The 12,370-nt window shown below is 65.6% G+C and carries 13 protein-coding genes and 1 riboswitch; of the genes, 5 read left to right on the plus strand and 8 right to left on the minus strand.

Annotated features, from left to right (window positions below):
- Positions 1-9: 9 nt before the first annotated feature.
- The gene (locus CTEST_RS03440) at positions 10-2,214 is read right to left on the minus strand and encodes a helicase-associated domain-containing protein (RefSeq protein ID WP_047252553.1); all 2,205 of its coding nucleotides are present in this window, start codon (positions 2,212-2,214) and stop codon (positions 10-12) included.
- Positions 2,215-2,279: 65 nt separating this feature from the next.
- Between CTEST_RS03440 and CTEST_RS03445 the strand changes: the two genes are divergently transcribed.
- Complete coding sequence (locus tag CTEST_RS03445; RefSeq protein ID WP_047254188.1) at positions 2,280-2,471, plus strand: hypothetical protein; 192 nt, start codon at positions 2,280-2,282, stop codon at positions 2,469-2,471.
- 268 nt (positions 2,472-2,739) lie between these two features.
- Here CTEST_RS03445 and CTEST_RS03450 read toward each other — a convergent pair whose 3' ends face one another.
- The gene (locus CTEST_RS03450) at positions 2,740-3,342 is read right to left on the minus strand and encodes a resuscitation-promoting factor Rpf1 domain-containing protein (RefSeq protein WP_047252554.1); all 603 of its coding nucleotides are present in this window, start codon (positions 3,340-3,342) and stop codon (positions 2,740-2,742) included.
- An 11-nt stretch (positions 3,343-3,353) separates the two neighbouring features.
- Positions 3,354-3,532, minus strand: a riboswitch (cyclic di-AMP (ydaO/yuaA leader).
- Between the two features lie 326 nt (positions 3,533-3,858).
- Between CTEST_RS03450 and CTEST_RS03455 the strand changes: the two genes are divergently transcribed.
- A complete protein-coding gene (locus CTEST_RS03455; protein ID WP_047254189.1) occupies positions 3,859-4,242 on the plus strand; it encodes a cold-shock protein in 384 nt (127 codons plus the stop codon).
- A 17-nt stretch (positions 4,243-4,259) separates the two neighbouring features.
- Here CTEST_RS03455 and CTEST_RS03460 read toward each other — a convergent pair whose 3' ends face one another.
- Positions 4,260-4,787, minus strand: coding sequence for a DUF2771 domain-containing protein (locus CTEST_RS03460; protein ID WP_047252555.1), 528 nt, complete (start codon positions 4,785-4,787; stop codon positions 4,260-4,262).
- Between the two features lie 11 nt (positions 4,788-4,798).
- Entirely contained in the window at positions 4,799-5,602 is an 804-nt protein-coding gene (locus tag CTEST_RS03465; RefSeq protein WP_047252556.1) for a glutaminyl-peptide cyclotransferase, read from the minus strand.
- Between the two features lie 20 nt (positions 5,603-5,622).
- On the opposite strand from CTEST_RS03465, the gene CTEST_RS03470 reads away from it, so the two are divergent.
- Positions 5,623-6,306 (plus strand): DUF3027 domain-containing protein, encoded by a 684-nt coding sequence (locus tag CTEST_RS03470; protein ID WP_047252557.1) that lies wholly within the window; start codon positions 5,623-5,625, stop codon positions 6,304-6,306.
- On the opposite strand, the gene CTEST_RS03475 is transcribed toward CTEST_RS03470, so the two are convergent.
- Positions 6,303-7,007: an aminotransferase class IV gene (locus CTEST_RS03475; protein ID WP_052844286.1), complete on the minus strand. Its 705-nt coding sequence runs from the start codon at positions 7,005-7,007 to the stop codon at positions 6,303-6,305. The two genes, CTEST_RS03470 and CTEST_RS03475, sit on opposite strands and share 4 nt — an antisense overlap.
- A 114-nt stretch (positions 7,008-7,121) precedes the next feature.
- Here CTEST_RS03475 and CTEST_RS03480 point away from each other — a divergent pair, with 114 nt between their 5' ends.
- A complete protein-coding gene (locus tag CTEST_RS03480; protein ID WP_047252558.1) occupies positions 7,122-8,585 on the plus strand; it encodes an NCS2 family permease in 1,464 nt (487 codons plus the stop codon).
- A gap of 3 nt (positions 8,586-8,588) precedes the next feature.
- Positions 8,589-9,407 (plus strand): TrmH family RNA methyltransferase, encoded by an 819-nt coding sequence (locus CTEST_RS03485; protein ID WP_047252559.1) that lies wholly within the window; start codon positions 8,589-8,591, stop codon positions 9,405-9,407.
- A gap of 18 nt (positions 9,408-9,425) precedes the next feature.
- Here CTEST_RS03485 and CTEST_RS03490 read toward each other — a convergent pair whose 3' ends face one another.
- The 3 genes from CTEST_RS03490 to serC form a co-directional block, all read right to left on the minus strand.
- The gene (locus CTEST_RS03490) at positions 9,426-10,250 is read right to left on the minus strand and encodes a DUF6928 family protein (protein WP_047252560.1); all 825 of its coding nucleotides are present in this window, start codon (positions 10,248-10,250) and stop codon (positions 9,426-9,428) included.
- A 2-nt stretch (positions 10,251-10,252) separates the two neighbouring features.
- The gene (gene sepH / locus CTEST_RS03495) at positions 10,253-11,140 is read right to left on the minus strand and encodes a septation protein SepH (RefSeq protein ID WP_047252561.1); all 888 of its coding nucleotides are present in this window, start codon (positions 11,138-11,140) and stop codon (positions 10,253-10,255) included.
- A gap of 99 nt (positions 11,141-11,239) precedes the next feature.
- Complete coding sequence (serC, locus tag CTEST_RS03500) at positions 11,240-12,370, minus strand: phosphoserine transaminase (RefSeq protein WP_047252562.1); 1,131 nt, start codon at positions 12,368-12,370, stop codon at positions 11,240-11,242.

Genomic DNA, 12,370 nt, shown 5'->3' on the forward strand with positions numbered 1-12,370 from the left:
TATGGCACGTCAGTCCAACAGCACCTCCGTGATGCGGTGGAGCATGAATCGCTGCACGTCACCGGACACTTCATCGAGCGCGTCGACCTGCCCGCCGCTCACCGTCAGCGGTGTGACCACCCGGTGCACGGCGAGTCCATGCTTATCGACGAACCCGAGCGTCACCGTCCGCCCGCCCCGCGCCGCCGCCTGCAACACGGCGAGCGTCTTACCGCTCTCGGCGGGTACCTTTTCGGAGCTATCATCCGCCCGGCGGATGGCGGAGACGGCCGCGGCAATCCGCTCGGCGGGGATCGTCGTCAATCGTTCCGGCGCCGCATCGGGCGTGGGCAGCCGGAGGGGCTTCGGGCGAATATCGAGCGCCGCCCCCGACGCATCCTCCGCTACCGGCTGGAAACCCGCTCCCCGCAGTGCATCGATGACCCGGACGAGGGGTGCCTGGGAAATGGCGACGGTTGGGGCGATGATCTGCAGCGCGACGTCGTCGGCGGCGGGGGTGCGAGCGGCCTCGAGCAGGAGCGCGGGGTCATCGCACCGCACGTAACTCAACGCGGGGCCGCCACGGAGGGTCCCGTGGCGGCGGGCGACATCATCGATGAGGTAGGTGATGGACTGCGGGACCTCCCCGAGGACGTGGTCCGCGAGCCAGGTCTTCAGCTCCTCCGCCGTGCGGCCGGTATCCAAAGCACGGCGGACGGAATGCTCGGTGACCCGGTAGACGCTAGCCAGACCTCCCGAATCGAGATCCCCGAGGAGCTCCATCTCCGCCTGCACGGCGCGGGGGAGCGGGCCGGGGGCAAGAATCGTCATATCCGCCTGCGCGATGACCCGCTCGACGGTCCCGGGTGTGACATCGGCGGCGACGGCCTCGGCATCGGCAGTGGGATCGAGCAGGGCGCGAAGCAGGGAGGTGGCGGTGCCCCCGGCTAGGGCTCCGAGCCACCGGGCCTCGGAAAGAATCTCCTCCACGGTGCACGCCGGCAGGAGAGTCGCGGGGATGGGGTGGGTGTAGAAGAAATCATCGAACATCTCCTCATCACTGATCTCCACCCCCGGGGCAGGCCGAGTGAACTGGGACAAAATGAGCTGGCGGTGCTCAGGCAGCTGCGGGCGATGAGACTGCTCAGAGAGCAGACGAATGGGAAGCTTCTTCTCATCCTTGTCGCCCACCAGCCAAGGAGCCCACGGGGAGTCAAGCCAACTGCGCAGGAGAGTGAGCCATTGCGTGCCAAGCTCCGCCTCCAGCCACTCATCGGCCGCCTGCGTAGGACCAAGCCCCTCCTCGCCCCGGCTCAGCAGCCGGGCGGCCGTGCCCAAGAAAACGAGCCGATTGATGTCGACCTCGGACACCCCGAGCTGGCGGGAGAGGGAGGCCGTGACCCGCACACCCACGCCGCCATCCTTGAGAAGTTCCACAGGGTGCTCGCCCAGCACATCCAGCAGTTGGCGCAGGTGGCGGGCGACCTCCAGCCCCGCGCCGGCGCCGATGGTGTCGGTGCGGTCTTGACCGCGGACGTCGATAAGCGATTCGCCGAGCACCCGAGGTGACGGGACCAGCGGCCGGGCAACGTGGGGACGGCCGAGGAGAGCGGCGCGAATGCGGCGCGGCAAGCGCACCGTGCCCGCATCGACGCGGGTGAGCAGGCCAGCTGCCAGGAGCTGCGGGATGGGATGAGCGGGATCAGCATCCGGGGCGGCATGCTTCGTCGTGCCGACGCCGCCGGAATGCAGCAACGTATCCACAATGGCGCGCTGCTGAGCCGGGAGATCCTCCGGGAGCGCGGGAGTCTCATTGTCCAACAGCTGCCAATCCTGCGGCAGCGACGGCATGGCCTCGGTGACCAGGAGCAGGGCTTCGGCACTACCGAAGAAGATGGCGAGGGCGAACAGCCTCTCCGTCGCTTCCCCAACCTGGGCTGGGGTGGCACTCGGGATCCGACGAGTGGCCTCCGCACCCAGCGCCGCGGAGCTGATCGGCTCCAGCTCCGCCCCGAGCTCAGCGGCCACCTCAACCAGTGCCAACTCCAGCGCCGTGACCGTTCGCAATGCCCGCCCCACTGACGCCCGCAACTGCAAACGCGCCGCCAAGGGGGTAATCCCTGGGGGGAGCGGCAAGACGACGTCGGGGCGCGCCGCGAGGAGGAAACTCAGCTCATCATCACTGCGCTGAGCCAGCCAGGTGCGGAAATCGGGGCGATCGGGGGTAGATGTCATGGTGTGGACGAGTTTAATGGCAGTTCAAGTTACTTTTTGTCCCCAGGTTTGCAAGAATGGACGGCATGGCAAACGTTGAGAAGAAGGGCTACGTCGATCCGGCCTGGCCGAAGAATATCCCTGAAGACGGTCACGTGGTGACTGAGTTGATCTCCAAGCTGGCTGGCGCGTCCAGCCCCTTCGGCGACGACACCGTGCTTCCGGTCCCGGCCGAGCAGCTCGGCTACGTCCACCCGTACACCCGCTACAACACTTAAGCGTTCTTTTCTCTCAACGCGGATCCCCCGCACCCCAGGCACGTTTGTGCTGGCTAGGGTGCGGGGGATTGGCGTGTCTGCGTCTCGCTGTTGATCGATGGTGGCGGGCAAACCCGCTTTCGCTAACAATTTCGGGGGTTCGGAAGTTGGTGAGATGCCAGAGTTGTTAGCGAGTGCGGGTTTCGGGGTCCGCCTGGAGCTGCCCGGGCTTGGCAAAACGAAGCCCCCGCACCAGTGGTGCGGGGGCTTGTCAGGCGTCTGGGGGAGTTTAGAGGCCCAGGGCCGGATCGATGATGTGGCGGTTGGCGCCGTAGAAAGCATCGAAGTTGCCGCGGTTGGCGTTGTAGGCAGCCTCCAGGCCGGAGGGGACCTGCACACCGAACTGGGCGAGGTTGGCCTGGATGGCGTTGTAGACGGCGTCGACAGCGAGGGCTTCGGAGGAAGCGCCGGCCTGCTCGACGATCTGCTGGACAGCGGCCGGGGCGTCGGCGGCAATGTTGCGCGGGGTCGGAGCGGAGTTCAGGCCCAGACGTGCAGAGCAGGACGGCCATGCGCCCCAGCCCTGGCCGGCGAGGGTGCGCTCGGCGACGGCGATCTGCTGCTCACGGGTGGCCTGGTAGGCGACGGGAGCGAACTCAGCGCCACCGTATGCGCGCCAGGTGGCCGGGGAGAACTGCAGGCCGCCGTGGTAGCCATTGCCGGAGTTGATCTGCCAGTTGCCGCCGGCCTCACACTGTGCGAGGCGGTCCCAATCGGAGTCGGGGGCAGCGGACGCGGTCGGGGAGAGCAGGGCGGCTGCTGCGCCGAAAGCGACGGTGGTGGCGGCGAACTTGGTGCCGATGGACGCGGTCTTGCGGGAATGACGTGCCATGTTAAAAGAAGTGTTCCTCTCATATTGACGCCTGCGAAGTGAGCTGTCGGGTTCGGGCGGAGGATCACTGTGCCCGGCCACGTTTGTGGCTTCACCCCGAGGGCGGATGCCCGTTGCGAAACTCTGGCTTAATAGAGGTCCGCGGTGGTTTCCCCGCTCCTGTCCACATGGAATTATTCACGTTTGTGGTGCACGACTGACGTGGTCTCTCGCCATCCTGGACAGGATTCGGCGTGGGAGGCGAGGGGTGGTGACCGACGCTGTGCCTGCCATGCAGAGTAACGGTTTATAACGGTTTAGTCACGCTCGACTCACAAGTCGGCTCTAATTTTTTCAGTTGCGGGGGTCCTGCAAAGGTTTTTTCCCAGGCCAGCCCCGCCAAACCCGGACAATGTGACGTGCGTCTCATTGTGTTGCGTCGGCCATGCCAACGGGTAGTGGAGCGCGCGTGATCAACGCCGACAGCGGGGTATACTCGTGCCTTCACGTGTTAAGCAAAAGAAAGTGGTGAGGATCGTGCCGATCGGCAAGGTGAAGTGGTACGACGCCGGAAAGGGCTTCGGATTCGTCTCCAACCCGGGGGATGAAGATGTCTACGTGGGCAAGCAGGTACTGCCCGAAGGCGTGGAGGAGTTAGTCGCTGGTCAGCGCATTGAGTTTGACTTCGCCGCTGGACGCCGCGGCCCGCAAGCCCTGCGCGTCAAAATTCTAGACTCCCCGCGCCGCCGCCCCGCCCACCGGCACAAGCCCGAAGAGCTATCCAGCATGATTTCGGACCTGCTCACCCTGCTGGAAAGCGATGTCCAGCCCGGCCTGGCCGCTGGCCGCTACCCGGACCGTAAGGTCGGCCGCCAGGTCGCTGAGATCCTCCGCGCTGTGGCCAAGGAGCTCGACGCCTAAACCCGGCTCACTGCTGGCTAGCTCATGGTGCTCAAGGACCACACCGTTGTATAAGGGGTTTCCTCCCCGGCGTCGTTGTGGCCGAGCATCACCGAGGAGACTTCGACGACCATGAGGCGGGGGCGCTCGGTGTTCTCGCCGATGGGGTCGGTGGAACCGGGGATTTCCACCTGTTGCGCATCATTGGCTGCGTGGAGTTGTTGGTCGTTGGCGGCCGGGTCATCATAAATCATGAGGACTTGCCAGTCGTGGTCGTAGATCGCTTCCGGGATGTCGAGCACGAGCGTGTCGTCGGGGCCGACGGCGAGGTTGGGGACCTCACCCTCGGGGCAGTCCACGCCCGGCTCGCACACGAGGTACGGGGAGATCTCGAGGGATGCGTCGCCGACCGTGGCCGTAATGGACACCTCTTGGGGCTGCGGGCCGGGGCGATTGTTCCACCAGTTCTGCAGCAAGACACCACCGACCAGCAGGATAACAACGGCAATCAGGAGAGCAAGGATCTGCAGCAGGGACTTCTGCCGCGCCTGTTTACGGGTGGCCATGGGTCCTTATCCTACCGTTGGGGCAGGAACTGGACCTCATACAGGTCGGGCCAGCGCTTGCCACTGAGTAGGAAATGATCGGTGCCGGGAATGTGCGCGATGCCGTTGAGGACGTTGTTGGGGTCGGGGAAGGAGTTGTCGGGGAGCCCGGAGGCGTCGATGGTGCCGGTGACGTGGCCGGTCGCGGCGTCGATACGCAGGATGTCGGTGGTGAGGAACACGTTGGCGTAGACCTCCCCGTCGACGCATTCGAGCTCATTGAGTTCGGAGACGTCGCGGTCGGCGCGGGTGACCACGGTGCGGGAGCGTTCCTCGAAGGTGTCGGGGTCGAGGTGGCGCAGCTCGTCGGTGCCGTCGGACATGATGAGCTCGTCCTCGAAGGAGCACAGCCCCCAGCCTTCGCCGGGGTAGGTGACCCGGTCGAGTTCGGCCAGCGTCTCGGCGTCGCGTTTGATGGCGATGCCGTTGCGCCAGGTCAATTGCCAGATGATGTCGCCGTGCCGGGTGATGCCTTCGCCGAAGAATCGGGGCTCGAGCGATGCGGAGGCGAGCTCGGTGCCCGCCATATCGCGGCGATAGATGCGCGATTCGTCCCACATGCCGGTGCCCACGAGGAGCGTGCCGTCGTCCTCCATCTCTAGGCCTTGGGTGTAGCTCAAGACGTCGAAAGGATAGGAGTCAATGATGTTGACTTCCAGCGGCTCAACGGCCAGGCCGGCCTTCTCCTTCGGTGCCGCGCAGGCGCCAAGGGCAAGGGCGGGAACCAGGATTAAAGAGAAGGCGGAAGCGACGACTCGGAGGCTCATGACCAACATTCTGCCCCAGATGGCCCATAATGAGGGGCGTGTCCCCAAGCAATCGCCGCCGGAAAACCAGCCCGCTTCTCGACGCCCGCGCAGTCGACCTCGCACGTACCGCACTGGAGGAGCTCGGGGACGGCGGGGTCGGCGACCACATCGGGGTCCAGGTGGTGGGGCATAACGTGGCCAACCACCGCTTCGCGGCGGATGTCCCCGGTTACAGCGGCTGGGAATGGAATGCGGTCCTGGCCTGCGCCTCCGGATCCAGGCACGTCACCATCAACGAAGTAGCGCTGGTCCCGGCGCCGAGCGGGGAAGCCCTCCAAGCCCCCGAATGGGTGCCGTGGGCCGATCGCATTCGGCCCGGCGATTTGGGCCCAGGTGATCTCATGCCGCCGGAGCCCGACGATCCGCGCCTCGATGCGGACGGTCAGCTCAGCGACCAGGGGTTGCGTGATGCCATGCAGCGCTGGCGCACCGGCGACTACGGCCCGACGAGCGAGTTCGCTGAAAAAGCCACCCTCGACTGCACGACGTGCGCGTTCTTCGTCCCCGTGGGCGATGTCATCGGCCCCAATTTCGGTGCCTGCGTCAACGAGTACTCCGCCGACGGCCACCTCGTCCACGCCAAGTACGGCTGCGGCGCGCACTCCCGCACCCCCGCTGACTCGCTTGTCGACGCCCCCGATGCCTACGACGACGAAGGCTTGATCTTCTAGACGCTGCTCGCCGACGCCCACATCCGCTCGTTGATCTCGCGGTGGGTGGGGGCGCCACCCCGCGGCAGGCCCGTGATCTGCGGAGGAAGGGTGGAACCGTACTCCATCCAGCCGGTGACGTTGCGGACCCCTTCGAGGGAACTCATCAGCCACGTTTCTTTGGTCCGAAGCTGATGCATGGGCAGACCTTGGGGATGCTCGACGACGTCAACCCCGGCGTCGATAAGCATGGCCAAGGTGGCGTCCAACGTGATGGACTGCGCGGCGCGGGGGTGCGCCGAAACGTGGGCGGTACCCCCGCTGAGGTAGAGGACGCTGGAGAAGATGCCGGAGATGATGTTGCCGCGGTCGTCGACAAGCAGCCCAGCATCAGCCCCCTGATTACGCACCCGCTGAAGCTGATGCACCTGCCACCCAAAGTCCGGGCCCTTGCGGGTCGGGCGGCGACGCTCATCACGAATGCCCTCCGCATCGACCACCACATCATCATTCGGCATGACCGCCGGGCGCAAGTCAACGGACACGGTAGACCCCACCACCTCGATGTGCGGGCGGAACACTCCGGGGCCGGCCGAGCGCAACGTAGCCAACACTTCTTCCTCGGCGGAAGGGTGAAAAGTCGTCTCAGTGCGCAGCCGACGCAGGTGGGCGTCGAGGTTGGCCACCCGACCGTCACGCATGAGGAAAGTTGTGGCGTACACGTAGCTCAGCTCCTTGGGATATCGCCCATGAATCTAGGCGAAGTTGTGTGGAAACGCGATTGAGTCCAAAATCAGGCCTTGGAATCATCACTTTTTGAACAGGGGAACCACACCATGACCGCTGGCGTGCACACGGCCCAAAACAGCAGCGCTTTGGACCGCTATTTTCACATCTCGGAACGAGGATCCACCGTCGGCACCGAGATCCGCGCCGGTGTGGTCACCTTCTTCGCGATGGCCTACATCGTCATCCTCAACCCGCTGATCATCGGCACCGTCGAAGACGTCAACGGCAACACCCTGGGCATCCCGCAGGTCGCGGCCGCCACCGCCCTGACCGCCGGCGTGATGACGATCGCCTTCGGCCTCATCGCCCGCTATCCCTTCGGCATCGCCGCTGGCCTGGGCCTGAACACGCTCGTTGCGGTCACCCTCGTCGCCAGCGAAGGCCTCACCTGGCCCGAGGCCATGGGCCTGGTCGTCATCGACGGAATCGTCATCGTCGTGCTCGCCGTCTCCGGCTTCCGCACCGCCGTGTTCCGCGCCATCCCGCAGTCGATGAAGGCCGCGATGGGCGTGGGCATTGGCATGTTCATCGCCATGATCGGGCTGGTTGACGCCGGCTTTGTTCGCCGCATCCCCGACGCCGCCGGCACCACCGTCCCCGTCGGCCTGGGTATCGACGGCTCCGTCGCCTCTTGGCCCACCCTCACCTTCGTCCTCGGCCTCATCATCTGCGGCTTCATGGTTGTCCGCCGCGTGCGCGGTGGCCTCTTCCTCGGCATCGTCGCCACCACCGTCATCGCGATGATCGTCGAGGCTCTCACCCATTCCGGCGCCTCCTTCGAAGACGGCCAGCCCAACCCCACCGGCTGGTCACTGGCCGTCCCCCTGATCCCGGACAGCTTCGGTGGCCTGCCGGATCTCTCCCTCGTCGGCGCCGTCGACCTCATTGGCGCCTTCACCCGCATCGGCGTGCTGGCCGCCTCGCTGCTGGTGTTCACCCTCGTCCTGGCCAACTTCTTCGACGCCATGGGCACCATGACCGCGCTGGGCAAGCAGGGCAACCTCGTCGGCGAGGACGGCGTGCTGCCGGACATGAAACGCGCCCTCGTCGTCGAAGGCTTCGGCGCCATCGTCGGCGGCGGCACCTCCACCTCGTCGGCTACCGTCTACGCCGACTCCTCCGCCGGCATCGCCGACGGCGCGCGCACCGGCCTGGCCAACATTGTCACCGGCGTGCTGTTCCTCCTGGCCATGTTCCTCACCCCGCTGTACGAAGTCGTGCCCATCGAGGCCGCCGCCCCCGTGCTCGTCATCGTCGGCGCCATGATGATCGCCCAGGTCACCGATATCGACTGGTCCAAGTTCCACATCGCCCTCCCGGCTTTCCTCACGATCGTCATCATGCCCTTTACCTACTCCATCGCCAACGGCATCGGCGTCGGCTTCATCGCTTTCTCCGTCATGGCCGTCGCGGCGGGCAAAGCCAAGGACGTCCACTGGATCATGTGGCTCGTCTCCGCCCTGTTTGTGCTCTTCTTCGGCATGGACCCGATCCTCCAGGCCCTTAACTAACCCATGCGCATTCGTATCGAGGACCCCGCCGATCCCCGGCTGGATGATGTCCGCGACCTCAAGAAATCCGACGGCCCCTCCCGCCGACTCGTCATCGCCGAAGGCCCCCTCGTCGTCGGCCGGCTACTCGAGTCACGGTTCCCGGTGCGCAGCATCGTCGGCTACGCCCGCAAGCTCGACACCTTCCTCGAATCCCACGAGGTCGATGACTCCATCCCCATCTTTGAGGTCACCCGCGACATGCTCACCGAGGTTGCTGGCTTCGACATGCACCGTGGCCTGCTCGCTGCCGCCGATCGCGCGCCGGAGCCCTCCGTGGAGTCCATCCTCGCCTCCGCCTCGACCATCGTCGTCCTCGAAGGCGTGGGGGACCACGAGAATATCGGCTCGCTGTTCCGCAACGCCGCGGGCATGGGCGCCGACGCCATGCTCTTCGGCAACGGCTGCGCCGATCCGCTCTACCGCCGCGTCGTCCGCGTATCCATGGGGCACGTCCTGCGCACCCCCTACGCCCACTTAGAAGGCACCTACACCACGTGGCAGCGCTCTCTGTCGCAGCTGCGTGAGGCCGGTTTCCATCTGGTGTCGCTCACTCCCGATCCCGCCGCCACCCACCTCGCGGACGCGCTTGTCGACGCCGCCGGGAACCCCCACCCCAAAGTCGCCCTCCTCGTCGGCTCCGAAGGCCCCGGCCTCACCGAACACGCAATGCGCGCCACCGACGTCCGCGCCCGGATCCCCATGGGGGCGGGCACGGACTCCCTCAACTTGGCTACGTCTGCGGCGATTGCCTTCTACGAGCGCGATCGCAGCCTGCGTTAGGCAGGCAGGGTGGTGGCCCTAGCCGCGATCGGTGTGGCGGAGTTTCTCGGCGAGGTAGGCGCGGGCGCTGCGCCACCGGCGGCTCACCGACCCACGGAAGCTCTGAACCGCCTCCGCGGAGGAATCGGCGAAGCGAACGAAAGAGTCTGACTGCTCCTTGTGCTCCTCATAATCGTCGTAGTCGCCCTCGGCGGGTTCCGGCGCGGGAGGCGGGATGACCCGCCCCTGGGGAGCATCGTTGAACTTCGGCTCCGGCCGCCCGTCAACGGCATAGGCCACCACCTGGATGTCCGGGCCCGTGGGGGAGACGTCGACGCCGATCCAGTGTCGTTGAGCTTCGTCCACCAGGTCGAGCGGCTCAAAAGGCAAAGAGATTCCGCCCATGGATTCCGCGCGCTCGCCGGCCCAAAAGGGTGACTCGAAAGGCTCCGGCAAGCCCACGTCCTCGTAGGTGCGCGTGCGGGTGGCACACAGCGAGCGCTTCAGCACCCCGCCGCGCCAATGCGCGAATCCTCCGTAGCCGCCTGGCCCCTGCGCGAAGGCGTAGACCTCGGCGGCGGGCACGGAGTCGAGCAGGCGGGGGCTGATCTCGGAGAGGACAGGGACGTCCGTGATCACCGTCTGCACGATGGTGATGCCGGGGAAACCGGCGATATAAAACTCACCCGAGGAGGCAGGGGCGGACCGGTTCAGCGGGAACTGCCCGATGGGCACGATGGGCCACGCCGGGTTGAGTTGGGCGAGATACTTGCGCCCATACCCTCGGTCGGCCTTGGGCTCCGCCTCGATGATGGTGGCTGGTTCGGCAGCTGTGACGAACCAGAGGGTGCACACGGACTCCATCGCTATCCGCGTGGGCGCTTCGTGTTGGTCCGCACCCCAAGCAGGACATCTTCCCAATGGGGGGTTACTGCTTTACGACGTCGCTTCGTCGTCGCCGCCGGCTTGTCCTCCGGGTCGGGGTGGCGCAGGAATTCCTCGCCCTCGGCGACTCCGTCGCCGTCGAAGTCCTGTTCTTCCGGCTCGTGCTCTTCTTCGTAGCGGTTGCCCCGCCCAACGGAGGTGAGGGTGCGCACGGGTTGGACAAAGTCCGGGTCGGTGAGGTCGGCGGCAATGGCGTTGCGAGCCTCAGCCGTGGAGGCAGAAGAGGCGTGGTTGCTGATGGTCCATTCGGCCTCATTGTCCGACAGACCCGCAGCCCAGCTCACGCGCACGACCCACTTGCCGGTGGGCTCGCGATAAGCATCCCACGAACTATCCGCGACGGATTGTCCGCGCGCGGCAAAAGCAGTGGCGAGGACCTCCCACAATGTCAGCTTGGCTGGGCCGTCCTCGCGGATGGGGTGGGCTTGCTTAGCCAGCTCCGCCATGCGCTGACGCTCCAAGATGACGGGGTGGGCAAAAGGCTCGACGCGGGATTCGGCCACACCCATTTCTTCGGCGAGATCAGCGATGCTCGCCCCACTGCGGATACGCCCTTGGATATCACGGGGGCGCATGGTCAACGGGGTGGTCAGCAGGGGATCCGGGGCGGGAATGGAGCGCTCAACCTCAACGACCGGCTCCTCGGGCTCCGGCTCCGCCGGAGCTTCTTCCGCGGCAGGGGGCAGGAGGGAGGCACGTGCGGCGTCGTCAAGCGAAGCGACCGCAATGAAGAACTGTTCGCCATCCTCGGCGCGCAACACCAAGGAGCTATCGGTTGAATCTTCATTGACGAGGAACAGCTCGCGCATGAGTTCTCCTTCGGGCCTGCGGGACTGATGCGTCCACCCTAACGCAGACATGCGCCGAACCGTGGCAGGTCCGGCGCATGTTGATGCGGGTCAACGGGCTTAAGCCTGAGCGACACCCGAGTCGAGGACGAAGTCGATGGCCTTGGTCAGCGTCTCCACATCCGCGGCATCAATGGCCGGGAACATGCCGATACGCAGCTGGTTGCGGCCCAGCTTGCGGTACGGCTCGACATCGATAATGCCATTGGCGCGCAACACCTTGGCCAGGACCGTGGCATCGACCGAATCAGCAAAGTCAATGGTGCCAACCACGAGGGAGCGCTTGGCCGGATCCGACACGTACGGCGTCGTCTCCTCCCGCGCCTCGGCCCAGTCGTACAGGGCATTCGAGGAAGCGGTAGTGCGGGCAACCATCCCGTCGAGGCCACCATTGGCATTCATCCACGACACCTGATCCTCCAGCATGAGCAGCGTAGACACGGCCGGAGTGTTGTAGGTCTGGTTCTTCCGCGAGTTCTCCACAGCCGTCTGCAGATCAAGGAACGCCGGGATGAACCGACCCGACTCCTTAATCCTGGCAATGCGCTCGATGGCCGCCGGAGACATCGCAGCCAACCAGATTCCGCCGTCGGACGCGAAGCACTTCTGCGGGGAGAAGTAGTAGACGTCCGTCTGAGAAATGTCGACCGGCAGGCCGCCGGCGCCGGAGGTGGCATCAATGACGACGAGGGAGCCGTCCGAGCCCTCAGGGCGCACGACCGGCACCATGGCGCCAGTGGAGGTCTCATTGTGAGCCCAACCAAGAACATCGACGCCCTCCATCGCCTGCGGAGCGGGTGCGTCACCGGCCGGGGCTTCGATGACGGTGGGATCTGCCAGCCACGGGGCCTGCTTGGCGGCCTTTGCAAACTTGGAAGAAAACTCGCCGTAAGAGAGGTGTCCCGACTTGTTCTCAATGAGCCCGAACGTGGCGGCATCCCAGAAGGCGGTGGCCCCACCCAGGGACAAAATAATCTCATAGCCCTCCGGCAGGGAGAAGAGGTCAGACAGGCCCTCGCGGATCGAACCGACGACATTTTTTACGGCGGGCTGGCGATGAGACGTGCCAATGATGGTCTCGGCGCCGTCGACGATTGCCTGGATCTGAGCAGGGCGGACCTTGGAAGGCCCGCAGCCGAAGCGGCCGTCAGCGGGGATGAGGTCGGTAGGAAGGGTGGGGAACTCACTCAT

The sequence above is a fragment of the Corynebacterium testudinoris genome, assembly GCF_001021045.1.
GTDB classification, from domain to species: Bacteria; Actinomycetota; Actinomycetes; order Mycobacteriales; family Mycobacteriaceae; genus Corynebacterium; species Corynebacterium testudinoris.

Bases quoted from the DNA above. Each gene is read 5' to 3' on its own strand.
- serC (WP_047252562.1), bottom strand. From the start codon at position 12,370: ATGAGTGAGTTCCCCACCCTTCCTACCGACCTCATCCCCGCTGACGGC.
- CTEST_RS03450 (WP_047252554.1), bottom strand. From the start codon at position 3,342: ATGGCACGTCATTCCCGCAAGACCGCGTCCATCGGCACCAAGTTCGCC.
- CTEST_RS03490 (WP_047252560.1), bottom strand. From the start codon at position 10,250: ATGGAGTCCGTGTGCACCCTCTGGTTCGTCACAGCTGCCGAACCAGCC.
- CTEST_RS03480 (WP_047252558.1), top strand. From the start codon at position 7,122: ATGACCGCTGGCGTGCACACGGCCCAAAACAGCAGCGCTTTGGACCGC.
- CTEST_RS03445 (WP_047254188.1), top strand. From the start codon at position 2,280: ATGGCAAACGTTGAGAAGAAGGGCTACGTCGATCCGGCCTGGCCGAAG.
- CTEST_RS03440 (WP_047252553.1), bottom strand. From the start codon at position 2,214: ATGACATCTACCCCCGATCGCCCCGATTTCCGCACCTGGCTGGCTCAG.
- CTEST_RS03470 (WP_047252557.1), top strand. From the start codon at position 5,623: ATGAGGGGCGTGTCCCCAAGCAATCGCCGCCGGAAAACCAGCCCGCTT.
- CTEST_RS03485 (WP_047252559.1), top strand. From the start codon at position 8,589: ATGCGCATTCGTATCGAGGACCCCGCCGATCCCCGGCTGGATGATGTC.
- sepH (WP_047252561.1), bottom strand. From the start codon at position 11,140: ATGCGCGAGCTGTTCCTCGTCAATGAAGATTCAACCGATAGCTCCTTG.
- CTEST_RS03465 (WP_047252556.1), bottom strand. From the start codon at position 5,602: ATGTTGGTCATGAGCCTCCGAGTCGTCGCTTCCGCCTTCTCTTTAATC.
- CTEST_RS03460 (WP_047252555.1), bottom strand. From the start codon at position 4,787: ATGGCCACCCGTAAACAGGCGCGGCAGAAGTCCCTGCTGCAGATCCTT.